At 70.1% G+C, this 24,477-nt stretch carries 21 protein-coding genes; 7 read left to right on the top strand and 14 right to left on the bottom strand.

All coding sequences use genetic code 11. The annotated features are described in order from the left end of the window. Positions 1–5: 5 nt before the first annotated feature. From murD to M4D77_RS05355, 10 genes are all read right to left on the bottom strand, one after another. On the bottom strand, positions 6–1,589 hold the full coding sequence (gene murD / locus M4D77_RS05310) for a UDP-N-acetylmuramoyl-L-alanine--D-glutamate ligase (RefSeq protein WP_259935693.1): 1,584 nt from the start codon (positions 1,587–1,589) through the stop codon (positions 6–8). Next, the gene (mraY, locus tag M4D77_RS05315) at positions 1,582–2,679 is read right to left on the bottom strand and encodes a phospho-N-acetylmuramoyl-pentapeptide-transferase (protein WP_058251712.1); all 1,098 of its coding nucleotides are present in this window, start codon (positions 2,677–2,679) and stop codon (positions 1,582–1,584) included. The genes murD and mraY overlap by 8 nt, the downstream gene beginning before the upstream one ends. A gap of 121 nt (positions 2,680–2,800) precedes the next feature. Further along, on the bottom strand, positions 2,801–3,286 hold the full coding sequence (locus M4D77_RS05320; RefSeq protein WP_065632296.1) for a UDP-N-acetylmuramoyl-tripeptide--D-alanyl-D-alanine ligase: 486 nt from the start codon (positions 3,284–3,286) through the stop codon (positions 2,801–2,803). Continuing rightward, positions 3,283–4,929 (bottom strand): UDP-N-acetylmuramoyl-L-alanyl-D-glutamate--2,6-diaminopimelate ligase, encoded by a 1,647-nt coding sequence (locus tag M4D77_RS05325; protein WP_259935694.1) that lies wholly within the window; start codon positions 4,927–4,929, stop codon positions 3,283–3,285. Before M4D77_RS05325 ends, M4D77_RS05320 begins: the two co-directional genes overlap by 4 nt. Before the next feature lie 276 nt (positions 4,930–5,205). Beyond that, entirely contained in the window at positions 5,206–7,131 is a 1,926-nt protein-coding gene (locus tag M4D77_RS05330; RefSeq protein ID WP_065632294.1) for a penicillin-binding protein 2, read from the bottom strand. Positions 7,132–7,240: 109 nt separating this feature from the next. Beyond that, the gene (locus M4D77_RS05335; RefSeq protein ID WP_259935695.1) at positions 7,241–8,107 is read right to left on the bottom strand and encodes a hypothetical protein; all 867 of its coding nucleotides are present in this window, start codon (positions 8,105–8,107) and stop codon (positions 7,241–7,243) included. A gap of 2 nt (positions 8,108–8,109) precedes the next feature. Then, the gene (rsmH, locus tag M4D77_RS05340) at positions 8,110–9,096 is read right to left on the bottom strand and encodes a 16S rRNA (cytosine(1402)-N(4))-methyltransferase RsmH (protein WP_259935696.1); all 987 of its coding nucleotides are present in this window, start codon (positions 9,094–9,096) and stop codon (positions 8,110–8,112) included. A gap of 274 nt (positions 9,097–9,370) precedes the next feature. Further along, on the bottom strand, positions 9,371–9,811 hold the full coding sequence (mraZ, locus tag M4D77_RS05345; RefSeq protein ID WP_058251706.1) for a division/cell wall cluster transcriptional repressor MraZ: 441 nt from the start codon (positions 9,809–9,811) through the stop codon (positions 9,371–9,373). A 520-nt stretch (positions 9,812–10,331) separates the two neighbouring features. Continuing rightward, complete coding sequence (locus tag M4D77_RS05350; protein ID WP_068970560.1) at positions 10,332–10,733, bottom strand: DUF3040 domain-containing protein; 402 nt, start codon at positions 10,731–10,733, stop codon at positions 10,332–10,334. 166 nt (positions 10,734–10,899) lie between these two features. Then, on the bottom strand, positions 10,900–11,373 hold the full coding sequence (locus M4D77_RS05355) for an SAV_6107 family HEPN domain-containing protein (protein WP_058251704.1): 474 nt from the start codon (positions 11,371–11,373) through the stop codon (positions 10,900–10,902). A 365-nt stretch (positions 11,374–11,738) separates the two neighbouring features. Between M4D77_RS05355 and M4D77_RS05360 the strand changes: the two genes are divergently transcribed. From M4D77_RS05360 to M4D77_RS05370, 3 genes are all read left to right on the top strand, one after another. Further along, positions 11,739–12,413, top strand: coding sequence for an N-acetyltransferase (locus M4D77_RS05360; protein ID WP_137808481.1), 675 nt, complete (start codon positions 11,739–11,741; stop codon positions 12,411–12,413). A 2-nt stretch (positions 12,414–12,415) separates the two neighbouring features. Further along, positions 12,416–14,035, top strand: coding sequence for an NAD(P)/FAD-dependent oxidoreductase (locus M4D77_RS05365; RefSeq protein WP_259935697.1), 1,620 nt, complete (start codon positions 12,416–12,418; stop codon positions 14,033–14,035). 65 nt (positions 14,036–14,100) lie between these two features. Beyond that, a complete protein-coding gene (locus M4D77_RS05370) occupies positions 14,101–15,066 on the top strand; it encodes an LppM family (lipo)protein (protein ID WP_065632288.1) in 966 nt (321 codons plus the stop codon). 51 nt (positions 15,067–15,117) lie between these two features. Here the strand turns inward: M4D77_RS05370 and M4D77_RS05375 are convergent, their stop codons facing one another. Then, positions 15,118–16,095, bottom strand: a complete 978-nt coding sequence (locus tag M4D77_RS05375; protein ID WP_058251700.1) for a methylenetetrahydrofolate reductase — start codon at positions 16,093–16,095, stop codon at positions 15,118–15,120. An 11-nt stretch (positions 16,096–16,106) separates the two neighbouring features. On the opposite strand from M4D77_RS05375, the gene M4D77_RS05380 reads away from it, so the two are divergent. Together M4D77_RS05380 and M4D77_RS05385 are read left to right on the top strand one after the other, a co-directional pair. Beyond that, complete coding sequence (locus tag M4D77_RS05380; protein WP_259935698.1) at positions 16,107–17,324, top strand: polyprenyl synthetase family protein; 1,218 nt, start codon at positions 16,107–16,109, stop codon at positions 17,322–17,324. Further along, complete coding sequence (locus M4D77_RS05385; protein WP_396266531.1) at positions 17,321–18,964, top strand: alpha-(1->6)-mannopyranosyltransferase A; 1,644 nt, start codon at positions 17,321–17,323, stop codon at positions 18,962–18,964. Before M4D77_RS05380 ends, M4D77_RS05385 begins: the two co-directional genes overlap by 4 nt. On the opposite strand, the gene M4D77_RS05390 is transcribed toward M4D77_RS05385, so the two are convergent. After that, a complete protein-coding gene (locus M4D77_RS05390; protein WP_058251861.1) occupies positions 18,933–19,298 on the bottom strand; it encodes an Rv2175c family DNA-binding protein in 366 nt (121 codons plus the stop codon). The two genes, M4D77_RS05385 and M4D77_RS05390, sit on opposite strands and share 32 nt — an antisense overlap. Before the next feature lie 152 nt (positions 19,299–19,450). Here M4D77_RS05390 and M4D77_RS05395 point away from each other — a divergent pair, with 152 nt between their 5' ends. Beyond that, positions 19,451–20,647, top strand: a complete 1,197-nt coding sequence (locus M4D77_RS05395; RefSeq protein WP_065632284.1) for a protein kinase domain-containing protein — start codon at positions 19,451–19,453, stop codon at positions 20,645–20,647. Positions 20,648–20,659: 12 nt separating this feature from the next. Here M4D77_RS05395 and M4D77_RS05400 read toward each other — a convergent pair whose 3' ends face one another. Then, on the bottom strand, positions 20,660–22,051 hold the full coding sequence (locus tag M4D77_RS05400; protein ID WP_065632283.1) for a class II 3-deoxy-7-phosphoheptulonate synthase: 1,392 nt from the start codon (positions 22,049–22,051) through the stop codon (positions 20,660–20,662). A 43-nt stretch (positions 22,052–22,094) separates the two neighbouring features. Further along, the gene (locus tag M4D77_RS05405) at positions 22,095–22,577 is read right to left on the bottom strand and encodes a polyadenylate-specific 3'-exoribonuclease AS (protein WP_058251695.1); all 483 of its coding nucleotides are present in this window, start codon (positions 22,575–22,577) and stop codon (positions 22,095–22,097) included. 103 nt (positions 22,578–22,680) lie between these two features. Here M4D77_RS05405 and M4D77_RS05410 point away from each other — a divergent pair, with 103 nt between their 5' ends. Further along, on the top strand, positions 22,681–24,252 hold the full coding sequence (locus M4D77_RS05410; protein WP_311199300.1) for a mannosyltransferase: 1,572 nt from the start codon (positions 22,681–22,683) through the stop codon (positions 24,250–24,252). Positions 24,253–24,477 lie beyond the last annotated feature (225 nt).

A 24,477-nucleotide genomic window follows, 5' to 3' on the forward strand; every position in this document is an offset into this window, starting at 1 on the left:
CCGACTCAGCGTCCGGTGTCGGGCAAGCCGGCGATCCGACGCGCGGCGGCGGCGAAAGCGTCACCGCGCGCGCCGTATCCGGCGAACATGTCCAGCGAGGCCGCCGCGGGTGCGAGCAGCACGGCGTCGGGCGCGGACGGGCTCGCCTCCGCGAGCACCCACGCCTCCTCGACGGCCCGGTCCATGACCGCCACCGATGTCGAGGAGCCCGTCCCCGGGAGATCAACTGCTGAGGCTTGGGGACCGGCCTGTCCCGGACGATGCGCGTTCACCGTGCCATCGTCCCCTGTGAATACTGTGACTGTTGGGACTTCTGGGGCGTGTCGCGCGATCGCCTCGATCACCAGGTCCCGGTCGCGGCCGATCGCGACCACCCCGGCCAGCCGACTGCCCACCGCGGTGAGCATCTCATCCATCGACGCACCCTTGAGCAGACCGCCCGCGATCAGGACGACCCGATCGAAGGCGGCGACCGCCGCCTGGGCGGCGTGGGGGTTGGTGGCTTTCGAGTCGTCGACGAAGTCGATCCCGTCCCGCGAGGCGACGACTTCGCCGCGATGACCGGCCGGCCGGAAGGACGCCAGCCCCGCCCGTATCGCCTCCGGCCCGATGCCGGCCGCGAGCGCGAGAGCCGACGCGGCCAGCGCATCGGCGACACCCGACGGTCCGGCCGGGCGCACCTCGTCGGCGTCATACAACCGGCCCGCGTCGAAGGCGCGGTCGATCAGCACACCGTCCGCGACGCCGAGTTGTCCGGGCTGCGGCTCGCGCAGCGTGAAACCGATGCGGCGGCCCGCGGCGGGCAGGCCGGACGCGACCGGGTCGTCGAGTCCGACGACACTCACCGCACCGCGCAGCGCTCCCGCCTTGGCAAGTGCGTACGCCTCGAAGGTCCCGTGCCAGTCGAGGTGATCCTCGGCCACGTTGAGCACGACTCCCGCATGCGGACGGACCGACGGCGCCCAATGCAGCTGAAATGACGACAGTTCGGCGCACAGCACGTCCACCCTGGGCTCGGCCTGCATCGCGTCGAGCACCGGGAGCCCGATGTTGCCACAGGCCGCACCCCTGCGGCCCGACGCCTCGACGATCCCGGCGAGCATCGACGTGGTCGTCGTCTTGCCGTTGGTGCCGGTCACGACAAGCCAGGTGCGTGGTTCGCCCAGCAGTCCCGCGACGTCCACGCGCCAGGCCAGTTCGACCTCGCCCCAGACCGGTACGCCGGCGGCGGCCGCGGCCGCCACCAGGTGGTGGGTGGGCGCGAAGCCGGGTGACACGATCACGACCTTGGCCGTCGCCAGTCGCCCGGGACCGGTGAGCAGATCCGCGACGGCGACCGGTTCGACGCCCTGCGACATCAGTTCGGTGACCCCGGCGACCGCCGCGGCCGCGGCGTTCCGGTCGACGGGCGGCGCGTCAGCACCGGCGAACCGGTCGTCGGCGAGCAGGACATGCGCGCCGAGCGTCACCAGGAACCGGGTGGCGGACAACCCCGCGGTCCCGGCCCCGCCGACCACGACGGTCCGGCCGGCCAGGGCGCGCGGGTCGGGCCCCCCGGGGGTCGGACTCGCTTCCGGCTGATCAGCCATTGGTGGTCAGGAACTCGCCGTAGAACAGCGACAGGCCGAGCGCACAGGCGATGGCGGTGAGCAACCAGAATCTGATGATCACCGTGGTCTCCGCCCAGCCACCGAGTTCGAAGTGGTGATGGAACGGCGCCATCCGGAACACGCGACGACCGGTGGTCCGGAAGAAGGCGATCTGGATCACCACCGACATGATCTCGGCGACGAACAGCGCGCCGATCACGACCGCGAGCAACTCCGTTCGCGTGGTGATCGACAGACCGGCGAGCATGCCGCCGAGGGCGAGCGAGCCGGTGTCGCCCATGAAGATCTTGGCGGGCGCCGCATTCCACCAGAGGAAGCCGAGGCACGCTCCACCGCCGGCCACGGCGATGAGCGCGAGATCGAGGGGGTCACGGACCTGGTAGCAGCCGGTGGGGATCTCGCTCGGCGGTTTCGCGCCGCCCGCACAGGCGTTGACGAACTGGAAGAAGGTGACCAGGACGTAGGAGCCCAGGACCATCGCCATGGAGCCGGCGGCCAGGCCGTCGAGCCCGTCGGTGAAGTTCACCGCGTTCGACCAGGCCGCGACCACCAGCCAGCAGAACACCACGAACACGACCGACCCGAGCGTGATCGCATCGATGTCGCGGACGTAGGACAGGTTCGTGCTCGCCGGCGTGTAGCCGTAGTCGTTGCGGAACTGCAGCACCAGGATGCCGAAGAGGATGGCGGCGATGAACTGCCCGATCGACTTCGCGGTCTTGTTCAGACCGAGATTGCGATGCTTGCGGATCTTGATGATGTCGTCGAGGAACCCGACGACGCCCAACGCGGTCGCCAGCCCCAGGACGAGCAGTCCGGAGGCGGTCGGCCCGTTCCCGGCGTCGGTGAAGACCCCGACGAGGTGGGCGCCGAAATAGCCGGCCCAGAGGGCGGCCAGGATCGCGACGCCGCCCATCGACGGGGTCCCGCGCTTGGTCTGGTGGCTCTGCGGGCCCTCGACCCGGATCTCCTGCCCGAAGCCCTGCCGGGAGAACACCTTGATGAGGACCGGCGTCAGCAGGATCGACACCGCGATCGCGATCGCCCCCGCGAGGAGTATCTGTGTCACCGCGTTGCCCCCGCATCCTCTCCGTACGCGACCGGTCTGTTCCCGGCCGCGATCTTCCCGAACCTGCCTGACACCCCGCGGCGGAGCGGCATCGTCGGCCCACTCACGCCCGCGCGAGCGCTCACGGTGCCGCCTCGTCGGCGGCCGTCGCGTCGACGACCCGCCATCCGCCCCGCTCGGACCACGCGGTGATCACCGAGTCGAGATCGGCGCCGGCCGCGGCCAGCAGGATGACGTCGCCGGCGGCGGGCCGCCAGTCCGGTTCGGTGTCGGCGAGTCGGGCGGCGGCGTCGACGGACTCGACGATGCGCGCCTCGTCACCCCACGAACCCTCCATGACCGCGCCCTGGTGCAGCGCGTGCACCGATCGTGAATCCCCCACGCAGAGAGTCTTGTCGACAGCCAGCCGGACCGCCAGGCGACCCAGCAGATCGTGTTCGACGACGCGCTGGTTCTCGGTCAGGCCGGCCGGCGAGGCCAGCTCGGCGATGACCGCCCAGGTGCGGCCGGCGCCGGCAGACTCGGCGAGGCGCCGGATCAGCCGGCGGGCGTCGTCGACCGACACCGGCGCATCGCCGCGGATGACCGTGACCGCTCCGGTGGTCATCGTTCGCTCTCCGTGACCGCACCCGGAGCCTCGGCTGCGCGGGACTCGAGCGCACGGGCGACGACCTCCCGATCGTCGAACGGATGCTTCACGCCGTCGATCTCCTGTCCTGCCTCGTGTCCCTTGCCGGCGACCAGCACGATGTCGCCGGGTCGTGCCCAGGCGACGGCCGCCTCGATCGCGGCGGCGCGATCGCCGATCTCCCGGATCGGTTCCGCGCCGCGGGGGCGCTCGGTTCCGGGCACGGCCTGTGCACCGGCGAGCACCTCGGCCCGGATCGCACCCGGGTCCTCGGTACGCGGGTTGTCGTCGGTCACGACCACGAGTTCGGCACCACGCGCGGCCGCCTCCCCCATCAGCGGTCGCTTCCCGGTGTCGCGATCGCCGCCGGCACCGACGACGATGGCCACCCGTCCGGTCGTCTGCCCGCGCAGTGTCGCCAGCACCGCCTCGATCGCGCCCGGCTTGTGCGCGTAGTCGACGAGGGCCAGGAACGGCTGTCCACGATCGATGCGCTGTAGGCGTCCCGGCACGCTCACCGACGCGACCGCCTCGAGCGCGGTCGGCACCGGCACCCCGGCGGCGTGTGCCACGGCGACGGCCAGGAGCCCGTTGGCCACGTTGTACCGGCCGGGTAACGGGATGAGGAGCTCGTGCTCGCCGTCCGGCTCGGTGAACGGGGTGCGTGACGAGCCGTCGGCGGCGACCGACGACTCACCCGCATGCCAGTGGGCCGACGTCGGCCCGGTGGACACCAGGACCGGTTGCAGATGGGCGGCCTCGCCCGGCCGCCGGGCGAGCTCGGCCATTCGCCGACCCCACTCGTCGTCGACGCACACGACCGCCCGGACCGCGTGCGTCGGGGCGGACGGGACGAACAACTGGGCCTTCGCGTCGAAGTAGGCGCGCATCGTGAGGTGGAAGTCGAGGTGGTCCTGCGAGAGGTTGGTGAACGCGCCGATCGCGAAATGCGCACCGTCGACACGACCGAGCGCCAGCGCGTGACTCGACACCTCCATGACGACGATGTCGACGCCGTCCTCGAGCATCGCCGCGAGCAGGGCCTGCAGGGTCGGCGCCTCCGGCGTGGTCAGCGAACTCGGTTGGGCGACGCCGTTCACGCGGGTCTCGACGGTGCCGATGAGCCCGACCGAGTGCCCGGCGGCCAGTAGAGCGGCCTCGACCAGATAGGACGTGGTGGTCTTGCCCGACGTGCCGGTGATGCCGATCAGCTTGAGTCGCTGGGACGGATTGCCGTACACGCGGGCGCTGACATTGCCGAGAACCGTGCGTGGAGCGGGATGGATGAGGACCGCGACGGCCGTCTCCGGCGGCAGGACGCGAGCCAGTTCGGCCCGGCCGGCGGGGTCGGTGAGGATGGCCGTCGCACCGGCCGCCACGGCCTGATCGGCGAACTTCGCGCCGTGCGTGCTGGCCCCGGGCAGTGCGGCGAACAGGTCACCGGGCCGGACGTCCTGCGCCCGCAGGACGACCCCGGTCACCTGGGTCTCGGCGTCGGCGCCGCCGACCAGGTCGAGTCGGGCCCCGGTGGCGGTGGACAACACGGACACCGGCGTCGGCGTGACATGACGCGGACGGATGGGTCCGCCACTCCGGTCGGGTGATGGTCGACGAGACGCCATCGGTGCTCCTCGCCTCCTCGGTTCTTCTCTCGGCGTTTCCCACGGGCGAGCGGACATGCTCGCTCCTCGGGACTGTGCTGGTCGTGCGGGACTGCTCGGTACGGGTGTCGGTGTCAGGACGTCGGACCGGGCTGTGCCGCGAGGTGCGTCGGTGCCTCGTCGGGAGGCGCAGAATCGCACTCACGATACCGACCCGCCCCGACGCCACGGCACACGGTGCGCCCGTGGCCGAACCTGTCCGGGTGCCCGGCTGATCGGCGACCGACGCCGCGGGCGCTACCGCGCGGTCAGGGTCAGGCGCGGCGTCGGCGCGGACAGCGGCACCTGGGCGCGCTGGAGCATCCACGACGTGATGGTGGAGAACAGCGGGGCCGCCGACTGACCGCCCGACCCGTCGGAACTGCGCCGTGGGTTGTCGAGCATGATCCCGACGACGTAGCGCGGGTTGTCGGCCGGGGCGATGCCCGCGAACGTGATGTTGTACCGCGAGTTCGAGTAGCACCCACAGGATGGATCGACCTGCTGCGCGGTGCCGGTCTTGCCGCTCACCTGGTAGCCGTCGACGGCCGCCTTGGTCCCGGTGCCCTGTTGCTCACCGGTCGGGTCGTCCTGCACCACCGACCGGAACATGTCCCGGACGGTGCGGGCGGTGGACTCGCTCACCACCCGGACGGGTTGGGGCCGCGCCCGGTCGTCGGGCGCCGACCCGTCCCGCTGCTCCGACGCCAGGATGCGCGGCGGAATGCGCAGGCCGTCGTTGGCGATCGCCTGGTACATCGCGGTCATCTGCAACAGCGACATCGAAAGGCCCTGTCCGATGGGCAGGTTGGCGAACGAACCACCCGACCACTGACTCAGGGCGGGAACCTCTCCCGCGCTCTCCGCGGGCAGGCCGACCCCGGTTCGCTGACCGAGACCGAATTTCTTGACCATGTCGGCGAAGCGCTCCTCACCGATCCGCTGCGCGAGCATCAGGGTGCCGACGTTCGACGACTTACCGAAGATGCCGGTGGTCGTGTAGGGCTCGACCCCGTGCTCCCAGGCGTCGCGCACCGTCACCCCTGCCATCCGGATGCTGCCCGGAACGCGGTGCACCGTCTCGGGCCGGGTGATGCCGTATTCGACGGCGGCCGCGGCGGCGATGAGCTTGTTGACCGAACCCGGCTCGAACGGAGAGGTGACGGCGGGGTTGCCCAGCTCGGCATCGGGCTGCTCGGACAACGGGATGGATGCGTTGAACGTCCCGTCGTTCGCCATCGCCAGCACCTCACCGGTCTTGGCATCGAGCACCACGGCCGACGCGCCCTGCGCACCCGATGCCTGCTTGGCCTTCATGACCTGGCTCTGGACGAACCACTGGATGTCGGAGTCGAGGGTGAGGCGCACCGTCGCCCCGTTGAGAGCCGGATGCACGTTGCGCATACTGCCGGGGATGACGGCCCCGTCCGATCCCCGATCGTAGGTCCGCGAGCCGTCGGTCCCGGACAGGATCGAGTCCAGCGACGCCTCGAGCCCGATGAGTCCGTTGCCGTCGTAGTTCACGTCGCCGACCACGTTCGCCGCCAGCGACCCACCCGGGTACAGGCGGATGCTCTGCGGGTCGGCACCGACCTCCGGGAAGTCCTCGGTGATCCGGGACGCGACGTCGGGGCTCACGGACCGCGCGAGGTACACGAAAGTGTCCTCGCCGGTGACCTTCTCGAGGAGATCCTCCTCGCTGATCGAACCACCGAGGGCCACCGACACCCCCTTCGCGATCTCCTCGAGCCTGGTCTCGACGTCGGGAAGCGCGGGGTTCTTGCGGTGCTCTTCCTCGATCGTCTTGCGAACGGCCTTGGGCAGGAACGTCAACGACCGCGCTTCGTCGGTGTAGGCCAGCGGGCGCCCGTTGCGGTCGAGGATCGCACCGCGCTTGGCGGTGAGGACCTGCGTGTACTCGCGCTGCTGTGCGGCCTCGGCAGAGATCGAACTCGCCTGCACCGTGTGGACGACGATCATCTTGACCGCGACGGCGAGAACGACCAGCAGGACCACCACGCCGGCCGCGCGCGCACGGAAGACGAAACCCTGCGGCCCACGGCCGTTCCGCCCGCCGGGCCCCTTCCGATCCGATCCTCCCGACCCCGCTCCGGGTCCACGCCCGGGCCGGCGTCCCGGACGCGACGGGCCGGCGCCGAGCCGCTCGAAGGTCGCACGTGTCATGGTCGTCAATTGTTCACCGCTTCAACGTGGTTACCCCGGATTTGACCCCGGCGGGTTGGAGATGGCGCCGGAGATCCAGCGCACTTCGAAAGCGCGGATCGGGGCGAACTCACGGGGTGGGCACCACATTCGGCGCCGGAGTCGGGGCCGACGGCGCGGCCGGGGGCACGGCACCGGCCCCGGAGGGAGCCGGACTCGCACCGGACGGGAGCGGATTCGCGCCCGGCGGTGCGGTCTGCGACGGAGACGGTCCGGCGGCCGCCGGTTCGCCGGATGCCGGTTGCGACGATGTGGGTTGCGACGGTGCGGATTGCGGTGTGGACGTCCCACCCGCCTCGGGTCCCGCGGAACCCGGTCCGCCGCCCAGCCCGATCGAGTCGTCGACCTGGCTCGGGTCGATCGATTCCGCGGGATCCGGTGCGGTATCGGGATTCAGGCTCCCCATCGGACGCCCGGACGCGGGCTCCGGCTTGCCCACCACGCTCGGGCGTCGCGGGTCGTCGACGATCATCCGAGCGGGGTTGTCGGCGGGGATCATGCCGAGACGTGCTGCCTTGTCGGACAATTCAGGCGCCGAGTTGCCCGATTCGTACGTGCGCTTGAGCGCGTCGCGCTGATCGATGAGGGACTGGTTCTGCGTCCGCTCGATTCCCAGCTTGTAGGAGTCCTGCGCCGCCTTGGTCGACAACCACAGGCTGAGACCGAGTCCGAGGACGAGCAGCGCGATCACCGGCACGACAAACGGGGTGTGCTGCAGTCGCTCTCGCAGGGACACCCCGGTCATGGACAGTCCGCCGCCGGTACGACGCGGCGGCGTGGCACGACCCGCCGCGGAGCGTCGGTGTCGACGGTCGAGCGCCCGCTGGGCGGCCCGCGATCGTGTCGCACGTTCGGACTCGATGCGGGTTCGGCGTGACCGTCGCGAATCGCGCTCGTCGTCGGCGGACCGCGACGGGGCCTCGTGCAGGATGGTCATGCTCAGCCCTTCTTCTCGACTCGTTCGATCGCGCGGACACGTACCGGCGCCGAGCGCGGGTTGGTGGCCAGTTCGTTCTCGTCCGGACGTTCGGCGCCCCGCGTGACGAGACGGAATTCCGGTGCCGTGCCGGGCAACTCGACCGGGAGCCCGGGAGGTGAGGTGGACGATGTGCGCGTCGCGAACTCGCGCTTGACGCTCCGATCCTCGAGAGACTGGTAACTCATCACGGCGATCCGTCCGCCCACGGCGAGCGCGTCCAGCGCAGCCGGCAGAGCCTCACGCAGGACGTCCAATTCGTGGTTGACCTCGATGCGCAGCGCCTGGAACGTCCGCTTCGCCGGGTGCCCGCCGGTCCGCCTGGTGGCGGCCGGGATGGCGTCGTAGAGGAGTTCGACGAGACGCGCGCTGGTCGTGAAGGGCTCCTTGTCCCGCTCCCGCAGGACCGCCGAGGCGATCCGGCCGGCGAAGCGCTCCTCCCCGTAATCGGAGAGCACGCGGGCCAATTCGCCGTGCGAGTACGTGTTGAGCACGTCGGCGGCGGTGAGCGGGTCGTCGGAGTTCATGCGCATGTCGAGCGGCGCGTCCACCGCATAGGCGAAACCGCGTCCGGCCTGGTCCAGCTGCATCGACGACACCCCGAGATCGAACAGTGCGGCATCGATGACCGACTCCCCCGCTGCGTCCATCACGTCGCGGATCTCGTGAAAGGTGGCCTGGTGCAGCGAGATCCGGTCGGAGTACGACGCCAGGCGCTCGCGGGCGATCTCGAGTGCCGAGGCGTCCCGATCGATGCCGACCACGCGGACGTTCGGGAACGACTCGAGAACCAGTTGACTGTGCCCGCCCGCGCCGAGCGTGGCGTCGAGGAAGACGCGCGGATCGTCGGAATCCAGCGCGGGGGCCAGCAGTTCGACGATGCGCGCACCCATGACGGGGATGTGGCCGAACTCGCCGGACCGACGCGGTTCGTCCTCGGCATCGACCATGATGAAGACCCCCCATCGGCATGTATGCGGTATCGGCGGTGGGCGGATGCCTCGGGTCGGCGAGAGCAGGCGGTCGGATGGAGCGGGGTCCCGACCCGATCACGCACCTGGCGTTGGGGAAGTACGCCAGGGTCGCCACCGGGCCGGGGCCTCGTGCCACCCGAAGCCGCTGGGCACCGAACTCGCCCATCGGTTGCTGTCTCTTCGGTCGGTTTCTGGTCGGTTGCTGTCGTTGGTGTTGCTGTCTCGGCGGTGTGGCGGGCCGGTCCTCCGGCTACAGCACCGCGTTCAGCGCGGCGGAGTTGGCGGCCGAGAAGTTCTCCTCGTGCCGCGTCTGGTACTCGTTCCATGCGGCCGAGTCCCAGATCTCGAGGTGATCGAAGCTGCCGAACACCACGCACTCCTTGGACAACCCCGCGTACACGCGATGGTCGCCGGACAGGCTGATCCTGCCCTGACCGTCCGGTCGCTGCTCTTCCGAACCGGCGAAGAACGTTCGCTGGAACGCGCGCAGATCAGGGTCGTTCCGAGACGCCTCGACGATCCGAGCGGCTATCGCGTCGAACTCTTCGGTCCGGTACACCGACAAGCTGTGATCTTGGCCTTTGGTGACCACTACCCCTCCTGCCAGTGCATCGCGGAACTTGGCGGGCAACGTGAGCCGCCCTTTGTCGTCCAATTTGGGCGTGTAGGTACCGACGAATCGCACGGACACGTCGACACCTCCTGCCCACCGGGTTCCGCGTCGTATCTCGCCTCACCCAGTGATGCCACAGTACCCCACTTTCCACCACTTTCCACCCCCACCGCCCCCGCATTCACCCACTGACAGCAAATTCCCAGTTCAGAGAGCTCATGATGACGATGAACGCGCGTGTCGCCGGCGCGTCATGGGCGGAAAGAAGGGCAACCAGCGTGTGACCAGAGATACCGATGAGGTCCGAGAGGCGGGAATTCCAGGCGTAAATCCTCTAGTGGGGCAAAGTGGGGCGACCCGGTGGGGAGAAGTGGGGATCGCCGGTGGCGAGAAGTGGGGATCGCCAGTATGGAAGCGCGAGGACCGTTGACCGGGCGTTCGATCCCGTCGACCGTGCGCCCGGATCCGTTCAGCGTGCTCTGGAGAGCAATCGAGGACATGAAAGAGCCGCGTGCCCGCAGGCACGCGGCTCAGTCGAATATGCGAAGTTGCGGGAGTCGGTCAGCCGATCGACGAACGCGGAGTCGGGATCAGCGGATCACTCCTGCTCGAACCGGCGATTGAATCGCTCCTCCATGCGTTCTGACAGCTTGCGCTTGGCGCCGGACGACCCCGATTGCTTCTTGCCGGACCTGGTCGACGACGAGCCCGCCTCGGCGGTGTTGTTGTCTCCCCAGAGAGCGAAGAGGCCGGCCCCGAACATCACCAGGAAGCCCAGGAGGCTCACGATCGGGAATCCGCCGATGTTGATGTTGACGATGAGTCCGCCGACCAGCATCACCAGGCCGACGACGAAGACCGCTGCCGCCTGCAGGCGACGACGACCGCTCGACTTCCCAAGGCGCCGACGCTTGACACTGGACGCAAACTTGGGGTCTTCCGCGTACAGCGCGCTCTCGATCTGTTCGAGCATGCGTTGCTCGTGCTCCGAAAGTGGCACCGACCCTCCTTCTCACTGATCCGTGACGCCGACGAAGGTCACCCGCGACCGGAAAGGCGTCTGCGCCTATATCGTCCCATGATACGAGGTGAAATCGACCGCGACCACCATTACTCGCTGTTGCCGACGACCGGGCGGTGCCAGAAACCGCAAAGTGTGGCCGGATTCACGCCGTCGCGCCGATCTGCGGCGCTTCGGCACCGAGTTTTCCTTGCTCGTAGGCGATGACCATCGTCTCGACCCGACGCAGGAAGTCGAGGACGAGCAGCCGCATGCCGGCGACGCTGTCGGGGTCGATCGTGCGGATGATCCCGGACTCGATCTTCATCCGAACCGGCGACAGCGCGGCGAACCGGGCGGCGATCGGCGCCAGCTCTGGGGCGACCACACCGATGCGGGTCCAGGCGTTCGACGTCCTGCGCCGCACGGTCCCGACCGGTTCGTGCACGGCGAGGGCCGCGCCCGAGGCGCGGAGGGCAACGAGGTACAGCTGACGGAACCGCTCGACGTCGTCGTCGACGCCGTCGGCATTGTCGAAGAGCACGTGTGCACGCTCGAGGAGATCGCGCGCTCGACCGACCATCACCGGGTCGACGGGCGCCGCGTGGGTGAGAGCCGTGGCGCTGCGGTGTCTGGCCATGTCGTCCTCCTCGTGCGTATGGGCTGTGTCCGGCGGCAGACGCTTCCCTCGTCCGCCGCCGGACCGTGTCGTCGGATGAACGCGAACAGCTTGCGGAGGCACATTCATCGAACATCCGTTCGACACGTTCAATATAGCTATCCCGGCGTCGGCGTTCAAGACATCTGTGACCCGAAACCCCCGCCGGGGAGTACAACGCCACCACCTGCGGGCCGATTCCTGCCGAGTGTGCATCATCGATAGGACAATTCCCGGAAGTGGCCTGCGACGCGATGCCCCCGGCAGAGGGCGGCCCGCCCCAGCGGCAGCCGACCTCGTCTGCAGGTCGACGACGCAGGACGAACGATGCAGAGAACGGAAATCCGTTGACCATCCGCCTGGTGAGCCTGAGTGGCCAGGACGCCCGGGCCTGGCTCGAGCCGGCCCTGGAGATCTACGTGACCGCGATGAATTATCCGCGCGGTACGGAGATCCATCGGGCCGGGCTCTGGCGCGAACACATCGCGCGGCCCGGATGGCGTGCGATGGGCGCGGTCGAGACGGTGACCCCACACGAGGCGCGGACCATGCCGGCCGCGCGGCGCCGGGTCGGTCCGCCGGTCGGCTTCGGACCCGACGACCTGCTCGTCGGCATCGCCTACGGCTACACCGGCGCGACCGGTCAATGGTGGAACCAGCAGCTGCGGCTCGGACTCCGCCAGACGGGCCGACCGCCCGAGACGGTCGAGGCGATCGCGCGCGACTACTTCGAGCTCACCGAGCTGCACGTCCACCCGACCGCTCAGGGCCGAGGTATCGGCCAGGGGCTCCTCGCCCGGCTGCTGGCCGACCGGCCCGAACGCCATGTGCTGCTGTCGACCCCGGAGATCCCCGCCGAGGACAACCGCGCGTGGTCGTTGTACCGGCGGATGGGTTTCACCGACGTCCTGCGCCACTTCACCTTCACCGGCGATCCGCGTCCGTTCGCGTTCCTCGGCCGTCCGCTCCCCCTGGAACTGCAACCCCCGGCCGCCGCCCGCCGCGCCGGTACCGGGAGCTGACGATGCACGGCACACGGCGTGACGCCGTCGTCATCGGCGCGGGCCACAACGGCCTGATCGCCGCGGCCTACCTGGCACAGGCCGGACGGGATGTGGAGGCACTCGAGCGGGACGACATCCCAGGCGGCGCGGTCTCCACCGTCGAACGGTTCCCCGGACATCGGGTCGACCGGGGGTCGTCGTCGCATCTGATGATCCGTCACTCCCCCGTTCTCGACGACCTCGACCTCGCCGCGCACGGCCTGCGCTACATCGACTGCGATCCGTGGGCGTTCGTCCCGGCCACCGCGACCGCCCCGCCGATCGTCTTCCGCACCGACCTCGACGCGACGTGCGCTTCCATCGAGAACGCCTGTGGTGCAGCCGATGCCGCCGCATATCGACGCTTCGTGGAGATGTGGACGCCGCGGGCGCGGGCGGTCATGGATGCGTTCTACCAACCCGCGACGATGGGGAAGTTCGGCCGGGCCTTCGGCGGGCTCGGCGGCACCGCCACCACGGCACGCACGGGGTTGTTCGGCCGGCGCGGCGGCCGGGTGCTGAACCTGACCGCCGAATTGATGGCCTCCGGCGATTCCCTCCTCGACGAGTATTTCGAGTCCGAACAGCTCAAGGCGGGACTCGCGTGGTTCGGCGCCCAGTCCGGACCGCCCATGAGCGCACCGGGCACGGCGCCGATGATCGGATTCGCCGCACTCATGCACCGAATCCCGCCCGGACGCGCGATCGGGGGCAGCGGCGCACTCACCGAGGCCCTCGTGCACCGAATCCACCAGGACGGCGGCCGTGTCTCCTGCGGCGACCCCGCGGTCTCCGTCGCCCGCTGCGGCGACCACTGGCGGGTGCTCACCAGCACGGGTCAATCCCGTTGTGCCGCAACAGTCATCCACGCCTGCCACGTGCTCACCACGCTCGACCTCCTCGCCGCCGGCGGTTTCGACGCGGGCGTCATCGACCGGTGGCGACGCACCATCGTCGTGGGCAGCGGGATCGGGATGGCGGTTCGCCTGGGGACGACCGGCCTGCCCGACTACCAGGGGCTGCCCGGCGACCTGCCCGAGCACGGCGTCCATTCGGCTCTCGGACTGCTGGTCACCGACCGCGCCCACCTCACCCGAGCCCATGCCGCGGCGTCGGTGGGCGAGCTCCCGCCGCGCCCGGCCGTGGTCGCGATGAGCTATTCGGCGATCGATCCGACGCTCGCGCCCCCGGGCCGCTCCGTCATCAATCTCTGGGCACAGTGGCATCCGTACCGGCTGGCCGACGGCGACTGGCCGGCCGCGGCGGACCGCGCCGCGAAGGCCGTCGTCGACGAGGTGGACCGCCACGCGCCCGGTTTCGCCGAGTCGGTCGCGCATCGGTACGTCCAGACGCCGCGAGATCTGGCCGATGAGCTGGGCCTGATCGGCGGCAACATCATGCATGTCGAGATGTCCATCGACCAGATGTTCATGTGGCGTCCCACCCCCGACCTCGCCGGACACCGCGTCCCCGGTGCCGACGGCCTGCTCCTCGCCGGAGCGTCGACTCACCCCGGCGGAGGTGTCACCGGCGCGAGCGGTTACATCGCCGCCCACCTGGCGCTGCGACGCGGGCGTCGGGGTCTCGGCCGTCGGCCCTGACACCGCCGACACCCGACGCGGCGCGGTGTGACGGGTGCCCCGCGGTCCGGCCGGGGTCTGGCACGATGAGCACCGTGCGTTCGTCGAATCCCGTACCGGGTGCGCCCGGGTCCCGCCGAGCCCGGCGCCTGTTGCCGTCCGCGGTGGCCGTCGCTCTCGTCGCTCTCTCCCCGCTGATGGCCGGTTGTCTCGAACGGTCGACGACGGTGGGAGATCGCTACTCGGGGAGCGTCGTCGTGGCGACCACCCCGGACAATCCGCGCGGGACACCGCAGTTCGACCTCCCCGAGTCGATGATGGGGCAGGTCTCGGTGACCGACTACAAACAGGTGCCCGATCGTCCCGACGCGCCGTCGTCTCCGGGCGCCGGACCCGAGAACACGGCCGAATCCCCCTCACCCTCCGAGCCCGCCGGAAACGACGAGGCCGGCGCGGACGAGAACCCCGACGAGGACGATCCCGCCACGCGCGTCGGAACGCGGGCGTCGTTCAGCGATCTCACCGCGGGGCAGTTCGCCCAACTGGGCGACATCGTGGCCGACGCCTACGGCGACACCTCGCTGACGATGGATCTCACCGCCAAGCGCAGCGGGGAGGTGGTGCGGTTCCGCGGCGACGCCGATCTGACCGAGCTGGTCCCGGACCGCGACTACGTACAACTGACCGTCACCTTCGGCGGTCCGGTGACCGCGACGAACGGCGAGCAGGTCGGCGAGTCCACCGTGACCTGGACCCCCGCTCCGGGTGAACCGTCGGACTTCAGCGCCGATGCCACCTATCCGGACCCGGCGACCGCCGCGGTCAGCAGTTGGTCGTGGTTCGTCGCGTTGCTGTGCGTCGTGGTCGTCCTGGTGATCGTCCGGATCGCCTACTCCAAGCGGTATCGCGGACCGCGGCCCGGACGTCCGGTGGCGGCTAAGACAAACCCTTCGTCGATCTCGGGTGAAGGACTCGCGGCTGCCGCCGATCCCGTGTCGGGTCCGTCATCGGCAACGCCGCCCGCGGATCGAAAGCCACCCGCGGGCACATGATGCCGCGCCGGACCGGCGCCGACACCGGTCCGGCGGAACAGCTTCGGCCGTTCAGGCCGGGACGTGCAGCGCGGCGTCGACGTCCACGCCGAGTCGGCCCAGGACCTCCGTCGTGGCCTTGGCGAAGTTCAGACTGCAGAAATGCAGACACGGCGCACCCTCGGCGACCAGTCGCTGTGCCATCTCGGTGGCGAAGTCGATGCCGACGGCACGGACCGACGCACGATCCTCCTCGGCGCCGTTGCCCGCGGCCTTGGCGAAGCGTTCCTCGACGTCGGGCGGGATCACCGAACCCGACAGCTCGACCATGCGACGGACGGTGGCCAGCGACGTGACCGGCATGATGCCCGGGATGATCGGCTTGAGTCCCTGCTCGGGGTCGGCGGCCGCGACCCGGTCGCGCAGCCGCAGGTAGTGCTCGACGTCGAAGAACATCTGGGTGATGGAGTACTCGGCCCCGGCCCGCAACTTGCTGACAAGAGTGCGGGTGTCGTGTTCGATGTCGGGCGACCGGTGATGCGTCTCCGGGAACGACGCCACCCCCACGTGGAAGTCGCCGAGGGTGTCGATGAGCCGGACCAGTTGCTCGGCGTACTCGACGCCGTCGGGATGGGCGACCCACTCGCCGAGCGGATCGCCGGGCGGATCGCCGCGAAGCGCGAGGATGTTGGTGATGCCCTGGTCGGCGTAGGCACCGACGAGCGCGCGCAGTTCCGCGACACTGTGGTTGACGGCGGTCAGGTGGGCCACCGGCAGCAGCGTGGTCTGTGCGGCGAGCTCACCGGTGATGCGCACCGTGCGATCCCGCGTCGAACCGCCGGCACCGTAGGTCATCGAGACGAACGCCGGGGACAACCGCTCGAAGATGCGCACCGCCCGCCACAGCCGGGACTCGGCCTCGGCGTCACGCGGCGGGAAGAACTCGACCGAGAACGGGACCGGGCCGCGGTGCGGAGCGGACAGGCGTTCGACGATCGAGGGTGCGGGAGCGGTTGGGGTCACCCGCACAGTGTACGGAGCAGGTCGCATAGCCTGGCAGGGTGACCTCCACGATCCCGACGCCCACCTCGCTCGATGCGGTTCCGGGCGCCGTCGAGGCCGAATTACGCGCCTTCTTCGACGACGCCGTCCCGGCCGCCGCCGCGATCGCACCGGTGGTCGGTGAGGCGGCGGAACTGATCCGGGAGTTCGTGCTGCGAGGAGGCAAACGCATCCGACCGGTCTTCGCCTTCGCCGGGTGGCGCTGCGGGACGTCGTCGTCGGACCGTGCCGTCGCCGGGGCCGCAGCCGAGGACGACGCCCCCGGCCCGCGGGACGCGCTGCGCGTCTGCGCCGCACTCGAACTCGTGCAGGCCTGCGCCCTGATCCACGACGACATCATCGACCGGTCGGACACCCGGCGCGGGCACCCGACCGTGCACCGGGAGTTCGAGTCGCGGCACGCGAGCGCGGAGTGGGCCGGGGACTCCGGCGCCCACGGGGTCGCGGCCGCGATCCTCGCCGGCGACTTCGCGCTCGCCTGGGCGGACGACCTGGTCCACGGTCACCGGCCGGGGGTTTCGACAGGCTCAACCGGCGGGGACCGCTCAACCGGCGGGGACCGCTCAACCGGCAGGGACCGCTCAACCGGCAGGGACGGCGACCACCCGCTGCCCGCGGAGGTGGGCGCGACGTGGGCGGCGATGCGGACCGAGGTGCTCGGCGGCCAGTTCCTGGACATCGTGAACGAGGCCGGCGGCGACGACTCGACCGAGGCCGCCTACCGGGTGATGGAGTTCAAGACCGCCGCCTACACCGTCGCGCGACCGCTCGAGCTGGGTGCGCGACTCGCCGGTGCGTCCGAGCAGCTGGTGTCGACGCTGCGTGCGATCGGGCACGACCTCGGCATCGCCTTCCAGCTCCGCGACGATCTGCTCGGCGTCTTCGGCGATCCGGAACGCACGGGTAAACCGTCCGGGGACGATCTGGTCTCGGACAAGCACACGGCCCTGCGCGCGATCGCGCTGCAACGCGCCGATGCGGCCGACCCGGCCCTCGGCGCGCGGTTGCGCTCCTACTTCGGCCGCCGGCTCGACAGCGACGAATTGGGTTCCGCGCGAGATCTTTTCGTCGCGCTCGGCGCGGTGGCCGAGGTCGAGAACTCGATCGACGAGCTGTTGGGATCGGCGTTGACCGCGCTCGACGCCGCCGACATCGGCGACGACATCCGTGCCGAGCTGATCGCGGTCGCCCATCGCGTCGCGCACCGTCAGGCGTGAGCACTTCCGTGACAGGTGCCGCCACGGCCGCTCGGGGCGATCTGATCCTCGGCGCGATCGGGTCCGTGCTGGTCTGTCTCGGCAGCTTCGGGGTCGGCGACCCGCCGCGCAACTCCGCTCTCCTCTCCGATCTGGGTCTGAGCTGGATCACGTACGGGCACGGCAAGAACGTCTTCGGGACGCTGTTCTGGCTGGGCGTGTTCCTCATGGTGTTCGGGTGGGTCCGGCTGGGGCGTCGGATCATCTCCTCCGCCACCGACACCGCGCCGACGACGCGGACGCTGAGCCGATGGGTACTCGTGTGGACCGCTCCCCTGCTCGTCGCGGTGCCGGTGTACTCGCGCGACGTCTACGCCTATCTCGCCCAGGGCGCGGTGTTCGGCGCCGGTTTCGACCCGTATGCCGACGGTCCCGCCCACCTGCCCGGTCCGCTCGTCGACAGCATGGCGCAGGTCTGGGCGACCACGACGGCACCGTACGGCCCCTTCTTCATGGGCATGCTGCGCGTCGTCACCGAGATCACCGGCGACCAGGTCGTCCTCGGCGTGCTGGCCATCCGGCTGGTGCTGCTGCCCGGACTCTTCCTGTCCCTCTGGGCGATACCCCGATTGGCGGAGCGGTTCGGGGCCTCCCCGCAAGCCGGACTGTGGCTGGTGCTGTTCAACCCGCTGGTCCTGATCCATCTCGTGGCGGGACCGCACGTGGAGCTGCTGATGATGGGCGTCCTCGTCACCGGGATCGTCCTGGTGGTCGACGGCCGGCACGTGGTGGGCACAGCCGTCCTGGCGCTCGCGGTGTCGATCAAGATCACCGCCGGCATCGCACTGCCGTTCGTCTTGTGGATCTGGTTGTCGCACATCCGTTCCCGGCGACCGGTGACCGCCCGCGACGTGGTGACGGTGTTCGCATCCATCGTCGGGATCGCGGTCGCGGTGTTCGGCCTGTGGACCCTGGTGATCGGCTTGGGACTCGGCTGGCTCACCGGCCTGGGGTGGGCCGACGTCATCATCAACTGGTTCACCATTCCCACCCTCGCCGCCCATGTCGTGACCCTCGTCGCGGCGCCGTTCGTCGCCCTCAATCTGCAACCGGTGCTGGAGGTCACGCGGGCAATCGGTTCGGTGGTCCTCGCGGTAACGCTGGTCGCGCTCTGGTGGCGCCACCGCCACGACGTGCGGGACGCGGTCGCCGGGATGGCGTGGGCGATGCTGGCCGTACTCCTGCTCGAGCCGTCGACGCTGCCCTGGTACTACACGTGGGTGCTGGTGATCGCGGTGGCCTTCGACCTGCCGATGTGGGTGCGGGCCACGGTCGTCGGTGCCTCGACGTTCCTGCTGATCGTGTTCCAGCCCGACGACGCGATCGTCTTCTACAAACCTGTCGAGGTGACGCTGGCGGCCGCACTGGCCGGCGTCGCGGCCTGGTCGCTGACCCGTCGGGACCCGTTGCGGCTGGGCCGGTTCGGGAGGTGGGCGTGGGGCGCGACCCCGGCCGGCGAGGACACTCTCGCGTCGGATGTCCTCGCGGAGACGGGCGTCGAGGAGTCGGGGCGCGCCGAGGCCGAGCACCGGGAGTCCGGACCCCGGGGGTTCGGGGCCGGGGCGTCGCTCAGAAAGCCTGGGCCTGCGCCCGGCGGATGACCTCGCGGGCCAGATCCGTGTGCAGCGCTGCCGCCGGGTGGAGTCCGAGATCTTCCTGCTCGGTGAACAGCCACTCCATCACCTCGTCGCGCGTGTAACCGCCGTCGATCAGGACCGCCACGAGCCCGTAGAAGTGTTTCGCGACGCCGCCCTCGTCCACGAAGAGCGCCGGAATCGCCGGGTATCCGTTGTGGGAGACCGCGAGCAGGTGATGGTCACGGATGAGTGTCCGCACCCGGTTGGTCGACACCCCGAGGCGGTCGGCGACATCGTCGATCGACAGGAACTCGGTGTCGGAAGGCAGAGTGTCAGGCGACAACGGTAGGGAACCCACGTCGAAAGGGTAGCCGGTAGTCGGGAGCGGGAGAAACCGTCGGGTCGCGACGACATGACGAACGAGACCCGCGAACGCCCCGGCGGCGACACCCTCGGTCGGCATCGTGCCGATGCTCTCGACCGGCCCGGGCTGCAGGTAGATTCGGCAGCGTGAACTCCCCCGTCGACACGATGCTCGGGACCGTCCTCGAGGACCGGTACCGGATCGACGCGCCCATCGCGCGCGGCGGCATGTCGGCGGTCTACCTCGCCGTCGACCTGCGGCTGGGACGCGACGTGGCGGTGAAGGTGATGGACTCCCGGTACTCGGGAGACCCACAGTTCTTGCGCCGCTTCGAGTTCGAGGCACGCGCGGTCGCCGGCCTCAAACATCCCGGGCTCGTCGCGGTGTACGACCAGGGCATCGACGACGGCATCGCGTTCCTGGTGATGGAACTGGTCGACGGGGGCAGCCTGCGCGAACTGTTGCGCGAGCGCGGCCCGATGCCGCCCCATGCCGTCGTCGCGGTGGCCGCGCCGGTACTCGGCGGGCTCGGCACCGCACATGCCGCGGGTCTGGTGCACCGGGACGTGAAACCCGAGAACGTGCTCATCTCCGACGAGGGCGAGGTGAAGGTCGCGGACTTCGGACTGGTGCGAGCCGTGGCCGAGGCCGGGGTGACCTCGGCCAGCGTGATCCTCGGGACCGCTGCCTACCTCTCCCCCGAACAGGTCGAGTCCACCCACGCCGACGCTCGCAGCGATGTCTACTCCATGGGTGTGATGATGTTCGAACTCCTCACGGGCAGAACACCTTTCTCGGGCGACTCACCCCTGGCTCTCGCCTACCAGCGACTCAGCTTCGACGTGCCGGCGCCGGGCGACGTGATCCCGGGGGTGCCGGAGGAGTTCGACGAGATCGTGCTGCGCGCGACCGAACGCAACCCCGCCGATCGATATGCCGACGGCTTCGACATGCAACGGGCCCTGCTCGCCGTCGCCGACGAACTCGGCCTCCCGCCGTTCACGGTGCCCGCGCCGCGCCGGTCGGCCGAGCGTCAGACGGTGTCGCGCTACCGGGGCCCCGATCCCGGCGGCCATGGCACCCGGGTCCAGTCGGTGCCCGGCCCGGCGCGGCCCGCGGACACAGCCACACCCGTGGAGCAACCTGCGGCCGAGCGCGACGACGTCGGCTCCGCGCCGCGTCCGGTGACCCGTCGTACCTCACGGCCGATGGCCGTCGAGCCCGAACTCATCGGCGGCAGCCGGCTCGGCGCGCTGGTCTGGATAGTCGTCGTGCTGGTGCTGGTCGGCGGCCTCGGCGCCCTCGGTTTCTGGGTCGGCAGCACGTTCCTGGCGATCGGCTGACGCCCCGCTCCCTCAGCCGCGCAGCATCTCCGCGACGAGGAACGCCAGCTCGAGCGACTGCTGCGTGTTCAACCGCGGATCGCAGGCGGTCTCGTAGCGTCCCCCGAGGTCGAGATCCGAGATCTCCTGTGCACCACCGAGACATTCGGTGACGTCCTCGCCGGTCAACTCGACGTGGACGCCACCGGGATGGCTGCCCAACGCGCGATGCACCTCGAAGAACCCCTGCACCTCGTCGACGATGCGGTCGAAGTGCCGGGTCTTGAAGCCGGTCGACGCCTCATGGGTGTTGCCGTGCATCGGATCGCACTGCCAGATGACCTTGTGGCCGGTCGCCTCGACGGCGCCGACGATGGCCGGCAGCACGTCGCGGACCTTGCCGTTGCCCATCCGCGCGACGAGCGTGAGTCGCCCCGGCACGTTGTGCGGATCGAGACGCTCGACGTATTCGACGGCCTGCTCGGGCGTCGTCGTGGGCCCGATCTTGACGCCGATCGGATTGCTGATGAGCTCCGCGAACGCGATGTGGGCGCCGTCGAGCTGGCGGGTCCTCTCCCCGATCCACAGGAAGTGCGCGGAGAGGTCGTAGAGGACCTTGCCGGCACCCCCGGGGTCGTCGGCCAGCCGCAGCATGGCGCGTTCGTAGTCGAGGACGAGCGCTTCGTGCGAGGCGAAGATGGAGGCGGAGTTCAGATTCGAATCGGTGACGCCGCAGGCGTCCATGAACCGCAGGCCGCGATCGATCTCGGACGCCAGGGCCTCGTAGCGTGCGCCGGCGGGTGACGTGCGCACGAACTCGCGGTTCCAGTCGTGCACCCGGCTCAGATCCGCCTCGGCCTGGGTGAGGGCGCGGACCAGGTTCATCGCGGCCGCGGCATTCGCGTAGGCGCGCACCAGCCGGGACGGGTCGTGTGCCCGCACCGCCGCGTCGGCCACGAATCCGTTGACCATGTCGCCGCGGTAGGAGGGCAGCCCCAGGGCGTCGGTGTCGGATGATCGCGGCTTGGCGTACTGGCCCGCGATCCGGGCGACCTTGACCACCGGCATGCTGGCGCCGTAGGTGAGCACGACCGCCATCTGCAACAACGTGCGGATATTGCCCTTGATGTGCGGTTCGGTGTTGTCGGCGAACGTCTCCGCGCAGTCACCGCCCTGCAGGAGGAATGCACGCCCCTCGGCGACGTCGGCCAGCTGCGCGGCGAGCGTCTGGACCTCGGCGGGCATACAGATCGGCGGGACCGACTCGAGGACGGTCCGCATCTTGCGCGCCTCGTCGGCCGGCCAGCTCGGCTGCTGTACCGCCGGGCGGCTGATCGCGTCGTCGAAACGCGTCTGGAGATCCCCCGGAAGCGGCGGGAGCTCGGGAAGGTCGTCGATCGGAACGTCTACGGTCCAGTTCACCACCCGTCCAGGGTAGAGGAGACGTGGCCGTGGATTCGTCCGCGGGTCAGACGCGGGCCTTCTCGATCGCCTCCCACCGGCGCAGGTTGTGCCGGGCGTCGCTCAGCGCGTCGTGCGCGTCCGACGGCGTGGGCGGCAGCGCCGGTCGGCCCGCGGCCTCCCAGTGCTGCCGCAGCTCACGGGTGAACCGCGGGATCTCGCGCGGCAGCGCGGTCATGGGACCCCACAACTGGCACAGCACGACATGGTCGTACGCGCCCACCCAGGCCCACAGCTCGATGTCGGAGCCGTCGGCGGTGAGGAACTCGAGGAGATCTTCCCGGATGCGTCGACGGTCCCGCCACGCGGACGACGACGGCGAGGGCAGTTTCGGCAACACGTTGGCCCGCACCCAGTCCCCCGCCCGGCCGGGGTCGAAATCGGTCGACACCGCATAGAACTCGCGGCCGTCCTCACCGACGACCCCGATCGAGACCAGCTCGATGGTGGTGCCGTCCTCGATGAACTCCGAGTCGTAGAAGAAACGCATGGGTCAAGTATTCACACACCCTCCTGCCGACCCGCTCACCGCGCACCGTTTCGCCATACCGCCCTCCGGCTGTCTACCCTGGTATTTCGTGCGCTCCAGGTCCGTGCTGGCGACCGCTCTCCTGGCGGCGTCGATCATCGCGCGGCTCGTCTGGGACACGCTGACCGTGAACGGCAGGAACTTCGTGGACCTGCACGTTTACCGCGACGGTTCGGCGGGTCTCGCCGACGGGTCGCTCTATCTCTTCACCTACGCCGGTGAGACCGACTTCGCCCTGCCCTTCACGTATCCGCCGTTCGCGGCCGTCGTGCTGTACCCGTTGTCTCTCGTGCCATGGGACCTGGTGGCCATCGGCTGGCAGCTCGCGACGTTCGGAGCCCTGTACACCTGCGTCGTCCTCGCCTTACGCCTGTGCGGGTCGACCACCGACGTCTACGCCATGGCCGCACTCTGGACTGCCCCCGCGATCTGGTGCGAACCGGTCCGGGTCACCCTGGACTACGGCCAGATCAACGTCTTCCTGATGCTGGGCACCCTACTGGCGGTCACCTGGGCGCGCAGCGACCGCGGGGTGCTCGCCGGCGGCGCACTCATCGGTCTGATGGCCGGGGTCAAGCTCACCCCGGCGATCTCCGGGCTCTGGTATCTCGCCGCCCGCAAACCCCTGGGCGCCCTGGCCGCCGCGGTTGCCTTCGTCTTCACCGTCCTCGGTTGCCTGCTGCTCTTCCCCGACGTCACCCGCACCTACTACGGAACCCTTCTCGGCGACGCCGAGCGCATCGGTCCCGTCGAGGCGGTGATCAATCAGAGCCTGCGCGGCACCCTGTCCCGCTTCGTGGGCTTCGATGTCGGGTCGGGCTGGATCTGGATGGTCGGCGTCCTGGTCGCGGTCGTGGTGGCGGTGTTCGCCGGCCGTGCGGTATCCGACGCGCTCGGAATCCTGCTGGTGGTCCAGCTCTTCGGACTCCTGGTGTCGCCGATCTCGTGGGTGCATCACTGGGTGTGGATCATCCCGCTGGGAATCTGGCTCGTGCACGGCACCGGTTCGCGGCGCCGGGGCGCGCGGGCGGTCCTCGCGATGTGGATCGTGGTCGCGGGGCTCGGGATTCCGTGGTTGCTCCGGGTCACGATAGAGTACGGTCCCCATCCCCCGGCGGCACTCGAGGCGGTCTTCGGGGCCGCGTGGCCGGCGGCCACCTTCGTCACCTTCGCCTGGATGATCGCGACGCGCGCCGCGCGCGACGAACCCCGCGACACCCGACCGCGCGACGTCGTCGCCGCGGCGATCGTCGCCGACGGCCGGGTGCTGCTGGCGCAGCGGTCCCGTCCGGTCGAACTCGCCGGTCTGTGGGAACTGCCCGGCGGTCGTGTCGAGTCGGGGGAAACCCATGCGGCGGCGCTGGTTCGGGAGATCCGCGAGGAGCTCGGAGCCGAGGTCGAAGCCGGCGAGGGCGTCGGCTCCCCGGTCGCGCTGCCCGGTGGCCTGACCCTGCACGCCTACGTTGCGCGGTTGCGTTCGGGGACTCCGACCGCGCTCGAGCACCTCGCCGTGCGCTGGTTCTCCGCCGACGAGCTACGACACCTCGACGCAGCCGAGATCGTCCCGGCAGATCGCGACTGGATTCCGGAGCTGTGCGCCGTCCTGGACGGCACCCGGGTCGGCGACGCCGGCTGACCGACTGCGGCGGGTGCTCCCCGAGGAGTGCCCGGAGGGCGCAACCAACCACCGCTCCCTGGGAGCGCCCGGAGCTTGCGGAGGGCGCAACCAACCACCGCTCCCTGAGGAGCGCCCGGAGCTTGCGGAGGGCGCAACCAACCACCGCTCCCTGAGGAGCGCCCGGAGCTTGCGGAGGGCGCGTCACGAAGGGTCCTGGTGAGATGCGTCGCCAACCCTTCGTGG

Source organism: Gordonia sp. p3-SID1431 (genome assembly GCF_025143765.1).
Lineage (GTDB): Bacteria > Actinomycetota > Actinomycetes > Mycobacteriales > Mycobacteriaceae > Gordonia > Gordonia hongkongensis.